The 15,893-nt window shown below is 68.5% G+C and carries 14 protein-coding genes and 1 tRNA gene; 6 read left to right on the top strand and 9 right to left on the bottom strand.

Translation table 11 applies throughout. The features are described 5' to 3' along the window. Positions 1-23 precede the first annotated feature (23 nt). Positions 24-869 (top strand): substrate-binding domain-containing protein, encoded by an 846-nt coding sequence (locus tag AC3A6J_RS18960; RefSeq protein WP_487861526.1) that lies wholly within the window; start codon positions 24-26, stop codon positions 867-869. Between the two features lie 3 nt (positions 870-872). On the opposite strand, the gene AC3A6J_RS18965 is transcribed toward AC3A6J_RS18960, so the two are convergent. The 6 genes from AC3A6J_RS18965 to alaS all read right to left on the bottom strand — a co-directional run bounded on the left by AC3A6J_RS18965 (position 873) and on the right by alaS (position 10,266). Beyond that, positions 873-3,065: a response regulator gene (locus AC3A6J_RS18965; RefSeq protein ID WP_487861527.1), complete on the bottom strand. Its 2,193-nt coding sequence runs from the start codon at positions 3,063-3,065 to the stop codon at positions 873-875. Further along, complete coding sequence (locus AC3A6J_RS18970; protein ID WP_487861528.1) at positions 3,058-3,516, bottom strand: response regulator; 459 nt, start codon at positions 3,514-3,516, stop codon at positions 3,058-3,060. The genes AC3A6J_RS18965 and AC3A6J_RS18970 overlap by 8 nt, the downstream gene beginning before the upstream one ends. Next, positions 3,509-5,779: an ATP-binding protein gene (locus AC3A6J_RS18975; protein ID WP_487861529.1), complete on the bottom strand. Its 2,271-nt coding sequence runs from the start codon at positions 5,777-5,779 to the stop codon at positions 3,509-3,511. Before AC3A6J_RS18975 ends, AC3A6J_RS18970 begins: the two co-directional genes overlap by 8 nt. A 103-nt stretch (positions 5,780-5,882) precedes the next feature. Further along, positions 5,883-6,482, bottom strand: coding sequence for a biliverdin-producing heme oxygenase (locus tag AC3A6J_RS18980; protein WP_487861530.1), 600 nt, complete (start codon positions 6,480-6,482; stop codon positions 5,883-5,885). A 106-nt stretch (positions 6,483-6,588) separates the two neighbouring features. Then, the gene (locus tag AC3A6J_RS18985) at positions 6,589-7,611 is read right to left on the bottom strand and encodes a 2-dehydropantoate 2-reductase (RefSeq protein ID WP_487861531.1); all 1,023 of its coding nucleotides are present in this window, start codon (positions 7,609-7,611) and stop codon (positions 6,589-6,591) included. Between the two features lie 30 nt (positions 7,612-7,641). Beyond that, a complete protein-coding gene (gene alaS / locus AC3A6J_RS18990) occupies positions 7,642-10,266 on the bottom strand; it encodes an alanine--tRNA ligase (RefSeq protein ID WP_487861532.1) in 2,625 nt (874 codons plus the stop codon). 245 nt (positions 10,267-10,511) lie between these two features. Here alaS and AC3A6J_RS18995 point away from each other — a divergent pair, with 245 nt between their 5' ends. The 3 genes from AC3A6J_RS18995 to AC3A6J_RS19005 all read left to right on the top strand — a co-directional run bounded on the left by AC3A6J_RS18995 (position 10,512) and on the right by AC3A6J_RS19005 (position 12,421). After that, positions 10,512-11,405: an arginase family protein gene (locus AC3A6J_RS18995; protein WP_487861658.1), complete on the top strand. Its 894-nt coding sequence runs from the start codon at positions 10,512-10,514 to the stop codon at positions 11,403-11,405. A 238-nt stretch (positions 11,406-11,643) separates the two neighbouring features. Further along, entirely contained in the window at positions 11,644-11,919 is a 276-nt protein-coding gene (locus tag AC3A6J_RS19000) for a hypothetical protein (protein ID WP_487861533.1), read from the top strand. Between the two features lie 103 nt (positions 11,920-12,022). Further along, positions 12,023-12,421: a hypothetical protein gene (locus AC3A6J_RS19005; RefSeq protein WP_487861534.1), complete on the top strand. Its 399-nt coding sequence runs from the start codon at positions 12,023-12,025 to the stop codon at positions 12,419-12,421. An 11-nt stretch (positions 12,422-12,432) separates the two neighbouring features. Here AC3A6J_RS19005 and AC3A6J_RS19010 read toward each other — a convergent pair whose 3' ends face one another. Then, entirely contained in the window at positions 12,433-12,672 is a 240-nt protein-coding gene (locus AC3A6J_RS19010) for a hypothetical protein (RefSeq protein WP_487861535.1), read from the bottom strand. A 172-nt stretch (positions 12,673-12,844) separates the two neighbouring features. Here AC3A6J_RS19010 and AC3A6J_RS19015 point away from each other — a divergent pair. Beyond that, positions 12,845-12,918, top strand: a tRNA-Gly gene (locus AC3A6J_RS19015). A 211-nt stretch (positions 12,919-13,129) separates the two neighbouring features. After that, positions 13,130-13,549, top strand: a complete 420-nt coding sequence (locus AC3A6J_RS19020) for a GFA family protein (RefSeq protein ID WP_487861536.1) — start codon at positions 13,130-13,132, stop codon at positions 13,547-13,549. Between the two features lie 27 nt (positions 13,550-13,576). Here the strand turns inward: AC3A6J_RS19020 and AC3A6J_RS19025 are convergent, their stop codons facing one another. Both AC3A6J_RS19025 and AC3A6J_RS19030 read right to left on the bottom strand, forming a co-directional pair. Next, the gene (locus AC3A6J_RS19025) at positions 13,577-14,344 is read right to left on the bottom strand and encodes a TIGR04325 family methyltransferase (RefSeq protein ID WP_487861537.1); all 768 of its coding nucleotides are present in this window, start codon (positions 14,342-14,344) and stop codon (positions 13,577-13,579) included. Positions 14,345-14,395: 51 nt separating this feature from the next. Then, a complete protein-coding gene (locus AC3A6J_RS19030) occupies positions 14,396-15,283 on the bottom strand; it encodes a class I SAM-dependent methyltransferase (protein WP_487861538.1) in 888 nt (295 codons plus the stop codon). Positions 15,284-15,893: the final 610 nt, after the last annotated feature.

Below are 15,893 nucleotides of genomic sequence, written 5' to 3' on the forward strand. Positions count from 1 at the left end.
ACAACACCTTGGAGACATACGCCATGACGTTTCGCACCCGCCCCGACCCGGCCCCCGTCACCGGGATCAATCGCCTCACCCGCCGCGCCGCCCTGTTTGCCGCGGCCGCCGTGCTGGCCGGCTGCGGCAGCTTCGGCAGCGCGCCGCCGACGGCCGGCGCCGACCTGCACGTGATGACCTCGGGCGGCTTCACGGCGGCCTACAACGAACTGCGCCCGGGCTTCGAACGTGCAAGCGGCCGCACGGTGAAGACGGCCTACGGCGCCTCCATGGGCAATGCCAGCGATTCGATCCCGAGCCGGCTCGCGCGCAACGAGCCCGCCGACGTGGTGATCCTCGCGCGGCCCGCGCTCGACGCGCTGGTGGCGGCGGGCAAGGTGGTGCCCGGCAGCCAGGTCGACCTGGTGCGCTCGTCGATCGGCTTCGCGGTGCGCAAGGGTGCGCCCAAGCCCGACATCGGCTCGGTCGAGGCGCTCAAGCGCACGCTGCTGGCCGCGCCGTCGATCGCCTATTCGGCAAGCGCGAGCGGCACCTACTACGAGACCGAGCTGCTCAAGAAGCTCGGCATCGAGGCCGAGGTCAAGCCCAAGAGCAAGCGCATCCTCAGCGAGCGCGTGGGCACGGTGGTGGCGCGCGGCGATGCGGTGCTCGGGCTGCAGCAGGTGAGCGAGCTGCTGCCGATCGCCGGCATCGACTACATCGGGCCGCTGCCCGCGGAAGTGCAACGCGTCACGGTGTTCTCGGCCGGCATCGCCACGGCCGCGGCGCAACCCGAGGCCGCGCGCCAGCTGATCCGCTACCTGCAGGCGCCCGCGGCGGCGCCCGTCATCGCGAAGACCGGGCTCGAGCCGATCGCCGCGCAGCGATAAGCCCTAACCCGCCTCGATCAGCGCCTTCACGCGGCGTGCGAGCACGTCCATCTCGAAGGGCTTGGTCATCACGTGCATGCCGCGTTCGAGGTGGCCGTGGCTCAGCACCGCGTTCTCGGCATAGCCGGTGATGAACAGCACCTTGAGGCCGGGCCGTGCGCTGCGTGCCGCGTCGGCCACCTGCCGCCCGTTCATGCCGCCGGGCAGGCCCACGTCGGTCACGAGCAGGTCGATGCGCTGGCGCGGCGTCTGCAGGATGCGCAGCGCGCCCGCGCCGTCGCCGGCCTCGAGCGTGGCGTAGCCCAGGCCGCGCATCACCTCGACGATGATCATCCGCAGCGCGGGCTCGTCGTCGACCACGAGCACGGTGTCGCCCTGGTCGGCACGCGGCGCGAGCGTGGCCTCGGCCGGTTCGCTGGCGGCTTCTTCCTGCGCATCGTGGCGCGGCAGGTAGAGGCTCACCGAGGTGCCCTTGCCGACCTCGGAATAGATGCGCACCTGGCCGCCCGACTGCTTCGCGAAGCCATAGATCATCGACAGCCCGAGCCCGGTGCCCATGCCGATCGGCTTGGTCGTGAAGAAAGGGTCGAAGGCCCGCGCCACCACTTCGGGCGCCATGCCCACGCCGTTGTCGCTGACGGTGAGCGACACGTACTGCCCCATCGGCATGTCGCGCTCCTGCGCCGTGCGCAGGTCGACCCAGCGGTTGGCCGTCTCGATCACGAGCTTGCCGCCCTCGGGCATGGCGTCGCGCGCGTTGATGCACAGGTTGAGCAGCGCGTTCTCGAGCTGGCTCGGGTCGGCATGCACGTTCCACAGGCCCACGGCCGCCACCACTTCGAGCGCGATCTGCGGGCCGAGCGTGCGGCGCAGCAGCTCCTCCATGTCGGACACCAGCCGGTTGGCGTTGAGCGGCTTCGGCTCCAGCGTCTGGCGCCGCGAAAACGCGAGCAGCCGGTGCGTGAGCGCGGCCGCGCGCTTGACGGCGCCCTGCGCCACCCCGATGTAGCGCTCCATCTCGGCGCGCTGGCCGTCGAGCCCGCGCCGGCGCATCAGTTCGAGGCTGCCGCTGATGGCTGCGAGCAGGTTGTTGAAGTCGTGCGCGAGCCCGCCCGTGAGCTGGCCCACGGCCTCGAGCTTCTGGCTCTGGCGCAGCTGCTCGCGCGCGGTCTCGAGCTCGGCTGCACGTTCCTCGACCTGCCGCTCGAGCGACTCGGCAAAGGCTTTCAGCTCCATCTGCGCCTCGCGCCGCGCGATGGCCGAACGCACGCGGTCGCCGGTCTCGCGCATGAAGTCGAGCTCGTCGGGCGTCCATTCGCGCACCTGGCCGTGGTTGAGGTACAGCAGCCCGACCAGCCCGCCGCGCTCGGTGAGCGGCATATTGACCACGGCGCGCGCGGTGATCGCGTCGAGTGCGTCGGCGTTGTCGCACGTGCGCGGGTCGGTGCGCGCGTCGGCGAAGGCCACCGTCACGCCGCGCAGCAGGTCCTCGATGTAGGAGCCGTAGTCGCGAAAGCGCAGCAGTCCCGCGAGACTGGCCACGCCGGGGGCGGTCCAGTCGCGGTCGATCTGGATCGTCTCGGCCGCCTTGTCGACCAGGCCGTAGCCGGCACGGTCCACGCCCAGGCGCTGGCCCAGCATGGCCGATGCGAGGTAGGCGATCTCGCCCGGGTCGTCGATGTCGCGGATGCGGTCGCCGAGCTCCATGAGCGCGAGCCTTCGCGACTCGGCCTCGCGGAAGGCCTGGTTCGCCACCTGCAGCCGGAACTCGGCCAGGCGCTTGGCACGGCGGTCGGCCGCTTCCTTCAGTGCGCGGTCGAGCACCAGCGGCAGGCGCGCGAGCCGCCCCTTGCTTACGTAGTCGACCGCGCCGCGGCGCAGCAGTTCGACCGCGTTGTCCTCGCCGATCACGCCCGAGACGAAGATCACCGGCGTCTCGGGCGCCAGGCGGCGCGCGATGTCCAGCGCCTCCTCGCCCGAGAAGCCCGGCAGTTCGTAGTCGGACAGGATGAGCGCGTAGCGGCCCTCGGACAGCGCCGCGGCCAGCCCCTGCTCGTCGCGCACGACATGCGTGCGCGCGGCGGGCAGCGCCTGGGCGAGCGCCTCGGTCAGCAGCTCGACGTCGAAGCGCGAATCCTCGACGATGAGCACGTCGATCGGCCCGCCCTCGCCGCTTGCGACCTCGCGCTCATTCATGTCGGCGCGCGGCCTTCAGCGAGCCGGGCGGCGGCTCGTTGAGCACGGCCCAGAAGATGCCGAGTTCGGCGATCGCCGAGACGAACTGATCGAAGGCCACGGGCTTGACCACATAGGCATTCACGCCGAGTTCGTAGCTGCGCAGCACGTCGGTCTCCTCTTGCGAGGAGGTGAGCATCACCACCGGGATGCTGCGCAGCGCCGCGTCGGCGCGCACCGCCTGCAGCACTTCGAGCCCGGTCACCTTGGGCAGCTTGAGGTCGAGCAGGATCACCGCCGGGTTGCCCTCGCTGCGCTCGGCGTGGTCGCCTTCGCGGCGCAGGTAGTCGAGCGCCTGCGCGCCGTCGCGCAGCACCACCACGTCGTTCGCGAGCTGGCTGCGATCGAGCGCGATGAGGGTGAGTTCCAGGTCTCGCTTGTCGTCCTCGACGAGCAGGATCGGCTTAAGCATGTCCTTCTCCGTTGTCAGGCGGCGTGCCGGCCGCGTTGTCGTTGCCTGGCTCCGCATCGGACAGGACGAAGCCGAAGGTCGCGCCTTCGTTCAACGTTCCCTTGGCCCAGACCCTGCCCCCGTGGCGTTCGACGATTCGCTTCACATTGGCCAGGCCGATGCCCGTGCCCTCGAAATCCTCGGCCTGGTGCAGCCGCTGGAACACGCCGAACAGCTTGTCGACGTATTTCATCTGGAAGCCCACGCCGTTGTCCTCGACCTCGAGGCCGCTGCCCAGATCGCCGCGGATCGCGCGCACCGCGATGCGCTGCGGATCGCGCGTGCGCGAGTACTTGACGGCATTGGCGAGCAAGTTGCGCACCGCCACCTGCAGCAGCAGCGGGTCGGCATGCAGCACGGGCAGCGCGGGGTCGACATTCCATTCGATGCGCCGTGCCGGCTCCAGGCGCGCCAGCTCGCGCACCAGCCCCTCGACCAGCGAGCCGGTGTCGACCGTTCGCCGCTTGAGCGCCGCGCGGCCCATGCGCGAGAAGTCGAGCAGCGCATCGACCATCTGCCCCGCGAACGCGGCCGCGTCCTTGACGTGCCCGAGATAGCGGTGGGCGCGCTCGCTGAGCTGCTTGCCCTCGGTCTGCGCAACCAGGTCGACATAGCCCGCGATGTGCCGCATGGGCGCACGCAGGTCGTGCGACACGGTGTATGAGAAGGCCTCGAGTTCCTTGTTGACGCGCCCCAGCTCGGTGGCCACGGCGGCCAGCTCCTCGGCCCGGCGCAGCACCACGCCGATCAGCGCCTGCCGCAGCTCGACCGCGGCGCCCACCTCGGCCGGCGACCAGGGCGCCGAGCGGCCGCGCACCTCCTCGATCCAGCTCGAGAAGCTCAGCCGGGGGTGGATGCGGCCGCTGCCGGCGCGCTGCTGCGGCTTCTTCGGATCGCCGGCCCACTGGACCGTCTGCACCAGCTCGGGCCGGAACCACAGGATCAGGTGCCGATGCACCTGCGAGATCGAGATCGCGAGCACGCCCGCCGCGAACTCGCGGAACTCGGCTGCCGGCGCAAAGTGCGCCGACAGCGCGCTGTTGTCGTAGACCTCCACGCCGAGCCCCGCGACCCAATCGGCCAGCGCCAGCACCTGCGCGCGCGCCGGCACGTCGCCCACGCTCCAGACCTCGTCGTCCAGCACCACGGCCGCGCCAGTGGCACGCGCCAGGCGAAGCATGAGCGACGACTCGGCGACCAGCCGCTGCAGCGTGGCATCGCTGTCGGCCAGGTGCGAGACGATCTGCAGCGTGGTCTGGCGCAGTTCGAGCCGCTCCGCCACTGCGATGTTGCTTTCCTTCGACTGGATCTGCAGCGATAGCAGCTGGCCCAGGTGTTCGCATGCCAGCCGCGTCCCGGTGTCGAGAAAGCGCGGCTGGTGGTCGTGGCACGAGATCAGGCCCCAGAGCCGGCCGTCGATCACGATCGACACCGACATGGACGCCAGCGTGCCCATGTTGCGCATGTACTCGAGGTGGATCGGCGACACGCTGCGCAGCTGCGCCTGCGACATGTCGAGGTCGGCCGCGGTGAGCGTGGGGTCGGCGGCGCGCAGCGGCACCGGTGTGTAGTTCGCATCCGCGATCAGCCGGAAGCGGTTGACGAGATAGAGCGCGCGCGCCTGCTGCGGAATGTCGGTGGCCGGAAAGCGGTGGCCGGCATAGCTGTCGTAGCCCGGCTCGGCCTCCTCGGCCAGCACCTCGCCGTGGCCCTCGGCATCGAAGCGGTAGATCAGGCAGCGTCCGAAGCTGGTCAGCCGCTTCATCTCGGCCGCGGCCAGCTGCGTGAGCTGCTCCAGCGTCGCGGCCTCTTGCAGCTTCGGCAGGAACACGCGGCCGAGCGTGTAGATCGGCGCATCGTTGCCGGCCGCGGGGCGCGCGGCTTCGAACTCGACGAAGACATGGCGCTCGCTGCAGTGCACTGCCACGTCGAAACGCCCGCCCGCCAGCGTCAGCGCGCCGAGCGACACCGGCATGGCGCCCGGCTCCAGCGCGGGCAATGCGAGGGCGCGCACGGTGTCGCAGGCTGCCTCGGCCTGGCCTTCGGGCCAGTTGTCGCTCCAGGCGAGCAGGCGCAAGTCGCCGGGCGCCAGCACCAGCATGCGGCCGTGCGGCTGGACCGAACCGGGCACCCGGATCGGCTCGAGCTCGCAGGACGAGAGATCGACCTCGGGAGGCCGCAAGGCATGGGAAGGAACGGATGCGGATGCGAGAGGCTGGGGCACGATGGGTGTCAATGGGCGCGAGCCGCGCCGCACGAGGTCTGAGGGGAAATGGGAGCCGCTGGGATCATGCCTTGGCGTTCTCGTCGGGCTCGTCGGCCGTTTCCTACAGGCCGAAGCGCGGCATGAGGCTTCGGAAGCCGGCCACGGCGCCACGGCGCGCGGCATCGGCCGCGGACTGATCGACCAACGCGGCACCGAGCTGGGCCACGAAGTCCTTCCATTGCGCCGCCAGGCCGCAGGCTGCATCGACCGGCTGGAAGTAGCGCATCGGATGCGGCGCGAACCGCGGTGCGAGCCGCTTGTGCATGGCCGCGCCGCCGAGCTGCGAGCCTTCGAGCACATAGGCCAGGCCCCAGGCGAAGGCGGGTTCGCGTGCGGCCTCCTGCGCCAGCGCGGCGCGGTCATCGGGCCCGCCGTGCGTAACATACGTGCCGCCGATGTCGTCGAGATCGAGCGCCAGGACCGCGAGCCGCTGGTCGGTGCGCGCGGCCACGCGGTCGAGGCCTGCGATGCCGGGCGCTGCGAGCGCCTCGCGCACCGCCTGCAGCCAGGGACGCAGCGCGCGCAGATGCGCCGCATAGTCGGCGAGCGTGGCCTCCTCGCGTGCGATCGGCAGCTGGCTGTCGAGCGTCTCGTGCAGTTCGTGGGTGGCGTCGCGCAGCGGGCGCAGCACGTCGGCAAGGGCGGGCGGGTTGGTCGTCATGAGGCGAAGGCAACGGAGGTGGTGCCGAGCCTACGCGAATCAATGTTGAGCAGAGTGGGCACGCTTCCTCTGCATTAGTAGGAAATCTGGCCAACACGCGGAGAGCCTACAAACCCAGTGCGTCCTGCAACTGGCGCGCGCTCCAGCGTTTCGGCTGCTGCGGCCAGGCTTCGAGCAGCGCGACCATGCGCGCATTGCGCGGCGCGCTCAGGCCCTGCGCCAGTGCGAGCCGCACCACCTCGCCGCTGAGCGCATCGATCTCGGTGCGGCGGCCCAGCGCGAGGTCGTCGGCCATGCTCGAGCGCGCCTTGGCGTCGATGCGCAGCATGCGGGCCGCAACGATGCGGAACACCCAGTCGGGCAGGCGCAGCAACATCGGCAGCCGCTCGGCCGGCACGGCCGCCACCTGCGCGGGCGCGATGCCCGCGGCGCCGAGCACGCCGAGCGCCTCGTCGATCAGCGACGCGAAGCAGCGGCGGTAGCCGCGCAGCATCAGCTCCTCGCGCAGCGGCAGTCCCGAGAGTGCATTGACCGGGTTGTTGAGGTTGAGCATGAGCTTGCCCCACTGCACCGGCAGCAGGTCGGCCACCAGATCGAGCGGCACGCCGGCGCGCTCGAACACCGGCAGCCAGGGCCGCAGCGTCGCGTCGTCCTCGGCCGCCAGCCGGCCTGGCGTGCCGCGGTGGAACGCGCCGGGGCCGATCTCGGCCACGTTGTAGGGCACCATGCCGGCGCGCACGTTGAGCGAGGGGCCGACCAGCGATGCCTCGGCGCAGTTCGAGATGCCGTTCTGCAGCGAGACCACGGTGGTTCCCGCGGGCAGCGAGAACGCGAGCTCCCCGGCGGCCGCGGCCGTGGCGCCGCTTTTCACGCACAGCAGCACCAGCGCCGGCCGTGCGCCCACGGGCACCTGCCCGCATAACCGCAGCGATGCGGCCGGCAGCCGCCGCGGCGCGCCGCCATCGACATCGGTCAGCGTGAGGCCATGCGCGGCAAGCTGGTCGAGCACGCGCGGACGGCCGACGAAGGTGACCGGCACCCCCGCCGCCGCAAGGCTGCCGCCGATGAAGCAGCCGATCGTGCCGGCGCCCATCACGAGCACTTCACCTGGGACGGGGCCGCCTTGCATGAAGTGCTTGTTGCTGCTGCTGCTGCGGCCTCAGGTGCGTTCGGCGACCCAGGCCTGCACCGATTGCAGCGCGGCTGCAAGCCCCGCTGCATTCGTGCCGCCGGCCATGGCCATGTCGGCCTTGCCGCCGCCCTTGCCGCCGACCTGCTGGGCCACGAAGTTGACCAGCTCGCCGGCCTTGACCTTGCCGGTGCTGTCGGCCGTGACGCCGGCCGCGATCTGCACCTTGTCGCCGTCGACGGCGGCCAGCACGATCGCGGCGGTCTTGAGCTTGTCCTTGAGCTTGTCCATGGTGTCGCGCAGCGTCTTGGCGTCGGCGCCGTCGAGCTTGGCGGCCAGCACCTTGATGCCGTTGACGTCGACCGCCTGCGCCACGAGCTCGTCGCCCTTCGACGAAGCGAGCTTGCCCTTGAGCGCGCCCACTTCGCGTTCGAGCGCCCTCACCTGCTCGAGCACCTGCGCGAGCCGGCCCTGCAGCTCGGCCGGCGGCGACTTGAGCGTGGCGGCCACGCTCTGCACCGTGGCCTCGAGCGACTGCGTGTAGGCGAGCGCGTTGGCGCCGGTGATCGCCTCGATGCGGCGCACGCCGGCGGCCACGCCGCCTTCGCTCACGATCTTGAACAGGCCGATGTCGCCCGTGCGGCCCACGTGCGTGCCGCCGCAGAGCTCGCGGCTCGAGCCGATGTCGAGCACGCGCACGGTCTCGCCGTACTTCTCGCCGAACAGCATCATCGCGCCGGTCTTCTGCGCCGCTTCCATGTCCATCACGCGCGCCTGGGTCTCGGTGTTGGCCAGGATCTCGGCGTTGACGCGCTGCTCGATCTCGAGGATCTGCGCGTGCGTGACGGCCGCGTTGTGCGCGAAGTCGAACCGGGTCTTGTCGGCATCGACCAGCGAGCCCTTCTGCTGCACGTGCGTGCCCAGCACCTCGCGCAGCGCCTTGTGCATCAGGTGCGTGACCGAGTGGTTGCGCATGGTGGCGGCGCGGCGCGCGGTGTCGACCGCGGCCCGCACCGCGTCGCCGACCTTGAGCGTGCCCTGCGTCTGCGTGCCGTGGTGGCCGAACACGTCGGCCTTGATCTTCTGCGTGTCGTCCACGCCGAACTGCACGCCCTCGGCCACGAGCACGCCCTGGTCGCCGACCTGGCCGCCGCTTTCCGAATAGAACGGCGTGGTGTCGAGCACCACGATGCCGGCCTGGCCCTCTTTCAGTTCCTGCACCGGGGCGCCTTCGAAGTACAGCGCCACGACCTTGGCGTTTTCTTCCAGGCTTTGGTAGCCCGTGAAGACGTTGCCGGCGCCGCCGTATTCGACGTTGCGGTCCATCTTGAACTTGCCTGCGGCGCGGCCTGCGGCCTTCTGCTTTTCCATGGCCGCGTTGAAGCCGGCCTCGTCCACGCTCACGCCGCGCTCGCGGCACACGTCGGCCGACAGGTCGAGCGGAAAGCCGTAGGTGTCGTGCAGCTTGAAGGCCACCTCGCCCGGCAGCGTCTTCGCATCGCCAGCGAGCGCCGCGTCGAGGATCTCCATGCCGTTGGCAAGCGTCTCGAAGAAGCGCTCTTCCTCGGCCTTGAGCGTGTCGGTGATGCGCTTCTCGTCGGCCACGAGCTTGGGGTACGCGTCGCCCATGAGCCTGGCCAGGTCGGCCACCAGCTTGTGGAAGAACGGCTTCTTCTGCCCGAGCTTGTAGCCGTGGCGGATCGCGCGCCGGATGATGCGGCGCTGCACGTAGCCGCGGCCCTCGTTCGACGGGATCACGCCGTCGGCCACCAGGAACGATGTGGCGCGGATGTGGTCGGCAATCACCCTGAGCGAGTTGTTGGCGAGGTCTTGCTCGCCGGTCTCGCGTGCGGCCGCCTTGATGAGCGCATCGAAGATGTCGATCTCGTAGTTGCTGTGCACGTGCTGCAGGATCGCGGCCAGGCGCTCAAGGCCCATGCCGGTGTCGACGCAGGGCGCGGGCAGCTTCTTCACGGAGCCGTCGGGCTGCATGTCGAACTGCATGAACACGTTGTTCCAGATCTCGATGTAGCGGTCGCCGTCTTCATCCGGGCTGCCGGGCGGGCCGCCGGGAATCTCGGGGCCGTGGTCGTAGAAGATCTCGGAGCACGGGCCGCACGGGCCGGTGTCGGCCATCATCCAGAAGTTGTCGGACATGTAGCGTCCGCCCTTGTTGTCGCCGATGCGCACCACGCGCTCGGGCGGCAGGCCGATTTCCTTGGTCCAGATGTCGTAGGCCTCGTCGTCCTCGATGTAGACCGTGGCCCAGAGCTTTTCGGCCGGCAGCTTGTAGACCTGCGTCAGCAGCTCGAACGCCCACTTGAGCGAATCGCGCTTGAAGTAGTCGCCGAAGCTCCAGTTGCCCAGCATCTCGAAGAAGGTGTGGTGGCGCGCGGTGTAGCCCACGTTCTCGAGGTCGTTGTGCTTGCCGCCGGCGCGCAGGCAGGCCTGGACCGAGGCCGCGCGCACGTAGGGGCGCTTGTCTTCGCCGAGGAACACGTCCTTGAACTGAACCATGCCCGAGTTCGTGAACATGAGCGTCGGGTCGTTGCCCGGCACCAGCGAGCTCGAAGGCACCACCGTGTGGCCCTTGGAGGCGAAGAAATCGAGAAAGGTCTTGCGGATGTCCGCGACCGTGATTGTGGGCTGGCTCATCTTTGGGTTCGTCGTCTTCCGTCGGGGCGGCGCGGCGATGGCGACCCCGTGTCGAACCCACTGCGGCGAACCGGCCCGGCTGCTTGATTTGCTGGACCGGCGATTATAGGTTTGGCCACTGTCCCCGGCAGGCGCGCGCAGAGCAGCCTCGCGGACGACAGGTCGAAGCGTTTCGCCCTGGGCCGGATGGTCACAGAATGGTTGCAGTGACTTGTTCCGCAAGGCAGCCGCCAACGGAGGTGCTCATGCCGATCCTTTCCTTTGCGATTCTCGAAGCCCCTTCCACGCTGGGGCTGGCGACGAACGGCGTGGAACGCCTGCCCGACCGGCTCCTGGGGCACGACCTTGCAAGGCGCATCGGTGCGCGCCGCGCCGGGCGGCTGGCGGTGCCACCGAAGCACCCTGTGCCCGACCAAGAGACCGGCATCCTCAATGCCCCAGCCATCGCGGCATGGTCGCCCGTGCTCGCCGACGCGGTGAAAGCGGTGCTCGACGCGGGCGAATTCCCGGTCGTGCTGGGCGGCGATTGCACGATCCTGCTGGGCTCGATGCTCGCGTTTCGGCGGCGCGGCCGATATGGGCTTTTCTTCATCGACGGCAACGCCGACTTCTTCCAGCCCGAGGCGGAACCGAATGGCGAAGGCGCCTCGATGGACCTTGCGCTCGTCACCGGCCACGGCCCGCCGCAACTGACCGGCCTCGAAGGCCGCGGTCCTCTGGTCCGTCCCGAAGACGCCGTGGCCTTCGCGTACCGCGATCACGAGGACCAGGCAGCGTACGGAAGCCAGCCACTCCCCGAGGCGCTCAAGGCGATAGACCTTCCCGCCGTGCGTGCGATGGGCATCGAGGCTGCTGCACGCGAAGCGGTCGCGCACCTGACGCGAGAGGAACTGGACGGCTTCTTCATCCATCTCGACGCCGATTGCCTCGAAGACGCGATCATGCCGGCCGTCGATTTCCGCGTGCCGGGCGGGTTGTCCTGGAAGGAGCTGGAGACCGCGCTTCGGGTTGCCCTGGCGAGCGGCAAGGCCGCCGGCATCGAGATCACCATCTACAACCCGCGCCTCGATGCGGACGGCAGCGCCGGCCGCGGCCTCGCCGACGTGCTGGCCGCTGCGCTTGGCACGGCAGCGCCCTGAACACAGCGGCGGAACCAAACGCGCCCGGCTTCGTCCTATCCATTCCCGGCTGACATCGAGTCGATCAAGGAGCGTGCATGGCGGGTCATGAGGCGGCACACTGGCAGGTCGAGGACCTGGACTTCTCCCGCTGCGCGATCTTGCGAACCGGATCGCGGGCGACGAGGTCAGCCACTACAAGCATTTCGACCGCTTCTTCCGCCGCTACCGCGCGCAGGAAGGGCTCGGCCGGCTCCGCGTGCTGCGCACCATCGGCCGCCGCACCCTCGAGCTCAAGAGCGAGGACGCCGACTGTGCCGTGCGCCATGCGGCGCGCGCGCGGGCGCCCGAGCGTGCGGGCGACGCCGCCTACATCGAGCGGCTCAGCCGGCGCATGAACCGCAGCATCCGCACCCACCTGAGCGCGGGCGCGACGCTCAAGATGCTGATGCGCCCGCTCGAACTTCCAGCCCGCGTGCAGACAGTGGTCCAGTACCCGATCAGGCAGCTCATGACGCATGTGTTCCTTCGCTGACGCGCACCCGCCATGCCGTTCTCTGCTGCGCTTTCTCCCCTGGAATACCCACCGGACACCGGTCAATTTACGTATACTTTTGGACTATATATTGGGAACTGCCATGCCTGACTTCATCCCGCGCAACGCCAGCCTGGAATGGGCGTCGATGTTCGCCGCCGAATGGACGCGCCTGGCTGGCGGGCGCGCCGACCACGAGTTCCTGATCGACCAGGGCCTGACGCTCGTGCGCGTGGTGGGCGACCGCTCGCCGGCCGAGGTGGCCCGCCTGCACTTCGAGAACACGCCCGAACCCGAGCAGCTCGCACGCAACTTCGAGGCCGACTTCACCGCGCTGGCGGCCGAGCTCGGCATCATCCACGCCGGCGAGCCGCTCGACCAGGCGCACATCGACTTCGCGCACGGCGTGGCCGAGTTGTGCGCGACGATGGGCGACGCCTATGGGGAGACGGCGCATGGGCCGGCGGGACGGCATTGGCGGGCTGTGCATGGGCCGGTTTGAGGGCCGACGGCTCAGCAACGCTCAGCGCTTGGTGTGCACGGCGCACGCATCAGATCGAACCAGCCCAGGGGCGTGATCCGCCGCACGACGGCGAGCCTCGGAGGCATGCCGCCAGCGGCGGGCGAATGCTCGAGGGAACCATCGATGAGGCCTGCAGAAAGCAACTCGGCGACGCAAGCGATATCTGCGGGGTCCTGGATCCGCAGCGGAAATTCGGCGCGCTGGATTTTTTGCAGGTAGTCGGACGGCATCGCCAGACGATACGCAATCTGCTCGCTGCGCCGGGGCCGCTTTGTTAACAGTCTTGGCCGTACCGCGCAATTTTTCACGAGTTCTCGAACAGAAGCAGCCTTGGCCGCGGGGTCCGAATGCGGCGAGGGCGGTCGGTATGTCCGAGGAGACACGTTAGAATCCGCGCCTGCTGCGGGTGTAGTTCAATGGTAGAACGGCAGCTTCCCAAGCTTCATACGAGGGTTCGATTCCCTTCACCCGCTCCATTCAGTCCGCCCGCTGGCGACTGAACCGGATCAGCGCCCGCGCGCCATTCGATCCTCCACCGCCCGCATCCACTCGCGCCTGACGTCGCCCCATTCGCGACGGTCTTGTTACTCCCCCTTTGCGCCTCGCTCCAACTAGATTGCGCATTACCGCCCGGCGATCAACGCGCCGGACATCGACGCAATGAACGAGCTGAAAAGGAAACAAGCCATGCCCTCCCCCTACACCGGCGGCTGCGCCTGCGGCGCGATCCGCTACGAGATCACCGGCGAGCCGATCTTTCAGAACGACTGCCAGTGCCTCGACTGCCAGCACATGAGCGGCAGCGGCCACAACTCGTACCTCTCGTTCGACCGCGCAAGCGCCAGCCTCAGCGGCGAAGCGACGCTGTGGGATGCGGTGGCCGACAGCGGCAACGTGAAGACGCGCGCGTTCTGCCCGACCTGCGGCTCGCCCGTGTATGTGACCTTCGCGGCCATGCCGGGCAACATCGCCGTGCATGCGGCGAGCCTCGACGATCCCTCGCGCTATCGGCCGCAGGTGGTCACCTACGCGGTGCGCGGGCACGCATGGGATTTTCTCGATCCGGCGCTGCCGAAGATCGAACGCATGCCGCAGCCGACTGCCTGAGCCGCCCCGCTACGGCGCTGGCGGGCTTCAACCCGCCAGGTCGAAGCAACAGCCCGCGTAGTACGGCTTGTCGCCACCCTCGACGAAAGGCACCTCGATGGGCTTGCCCTCGTTGCGCCAGGCGTCGCGGCGCTTGTAGCCCGCCTGGCGCAGTTCGGCCCAGAGTTCCTCGTCGTGCTGGATGCGGTACGGGCACACCGCGAAGCCGATGCTGTTGAGCGTGTAGATCGTGCGCTCGGGATGGACCGCGGTGGTGTTCATCACGATGCGCTTCGGCTTGCTCTCGAGCGCGCCGAGGATCTCGCCGATGCCGATCGGCAGGTACTGCAGGCTGCCCGACACGTACAGCACGTCGCAGCCGCTCGCCTCGCGGTAGTCGGTGGTGAAGTCCAGTTGCGCGGTGGCCTCGCGCCGCACTGCGAGCTCGCGGCCGGTCTGCACCACGCCTGGCACGTCGCACACGGTCCAGTGCAGGCCGCCGGGGTACGGCAGCACGCGCTTGAAGGCGTAGTACTTGATGCCGACGTGGCCGCCCAGATCAAACACGCGCCGCATGCCCGCATCGACCGAACGCGAGAGCCAGAACAGGCCGGGATAGTCCCAGAAGTAGATCTGGTGGCTGTACACCTCCCAGGCGGCCTCGGCGTTGTCGTAGCCCACCGGCTTCGACTCGGGCGCACCGGCCTCGGCATCGGCAAAGCTATCGAACGAGCCCATGAAGAGGTTCTCGTCCTGGTTGTCCAGGAACTTGCGCCGGTAGGCGCTGGGGGTCATCGGCTGCAGGTTGGCGAGCATCTTGTTTTCTCCTTCGGCGGTCTGTTTATTCGTTCATTGGCTCATTGCGGTTCACCCGGGCGATGGCGCCTGCGCCTCACCGCGCCGCGTGGCCACGCACATCAGCGACAGCGCACTGGTCGCCGCTGAAGGCTGGCGTCCCGACAGCACATTGCCGATGCGGTACTTCAATTGCGCCGGGCCAACCACGCCACTCAGCGCCTCGGCGCCGACCTGGTGGTTGTGTGCATAGACGCGCACGTCGAAATCGAGCGGCTCGAGCGTGGAGCGGAAGAACTCGTGCGTGACGCCGTCGCCGGGCTGGTGATGCACCTCGGTGCGCAGCCCCCACGACTGCTGGCTGCCGGTCTTGTGAAAGCCGTGCCGCGTGGCGCGGTAAACCCACAGCCGCGCATCCCACATCAGCTTCGCCAGACCCTTGTAATCCCATGCGCTGAGCTGCGGATCGTGATCGGTCACGAGCACGCCATTCGGCTTGACGAGCCGCGCGGCTTCGCGCAGCACGGCGGCCATGTCGTCGCAGTGGTGCAGCGACGCATTGATGGCCACGATATCGGCCACTTGCGAGCGAAATGGCGTGTGCGCGGCATCGGCGAGCACCGCGGTATAGCCCAATTTGGACGCCAATTCCAATGAGCCGGGCGCCACGTCGACACCGACCAGCAGGCGTGGTTTTCCACCCAGCGTCGCAAAAATATTGCCCGGCCCACAGCCGAGATCGATCACGACCTTGTCGGTCCAGTCGCCCGCCGCTGCGAGCCATCGGCTCCTGAAATGTGCGTCGCGGTGGCAGAAATCCAGGTACTCCTGGGCCCATTCCAGGTTCCCAAAATACGTGGCATTGGCATGTATCGCCTCGCTCTGTCGGGTTGACCCCCATTCGAAGTACGTTCCGAAGTGCTTCAGTCTCACATCAGGCAATAGGATTTCGCCAAACATTTTGATTCCTTCGAAAGAGGGACGGCAATGGCAACAATTTCGCAAGAATTACATGCCTTCGAAGTTTTAGCGGGTGATTTTTGATCCGGTTACAAGCCCGTCAAATTAAAAACAGCGGCGTCCTACCCAGAACCCCCTAGACCCAAAGTTCTCGTCCTTGCCGGTGTCGCGCCAGAGCCACTGCGCACAGGAGCCAGGCCGTGCAGCCCGCCGGAGCACGCCACGGCTCACCCCGACGCGCGCGCGTTGTACGCCAGTTCCGCGTGGCCGAGGCAGGCTCTTTGTCATGGGTACCAGCGCAATCGGCGGGACGCTTGTCTCCCCTCAAAAGGGGGCGCAGCGCCCATGCAGGAACAGCCTGTGATTTCTACATTGGACCCAGGCGATCCGTTGGGACCCCCTTTTTTTTCAGGTACCGCAGTGCGTGAGGTTGGCGATGGCTACCCCGTTCAGGCGATATCCGGTAGTACTCCTTTGTAACGTTCGATTCGACACTGTAACTTGGCGAACATGCGCACCCACCCCGCGGGGCAAAACCCATAGGATCGCCAACCCAAATATGACCAAACGTACTACCCGCCCTTCCCGCTCATCAATAGCGCTTTCCTGA

It is taken from the genome of Variovorax sp. Soil_C_39, from assembly GCF_057656815.1.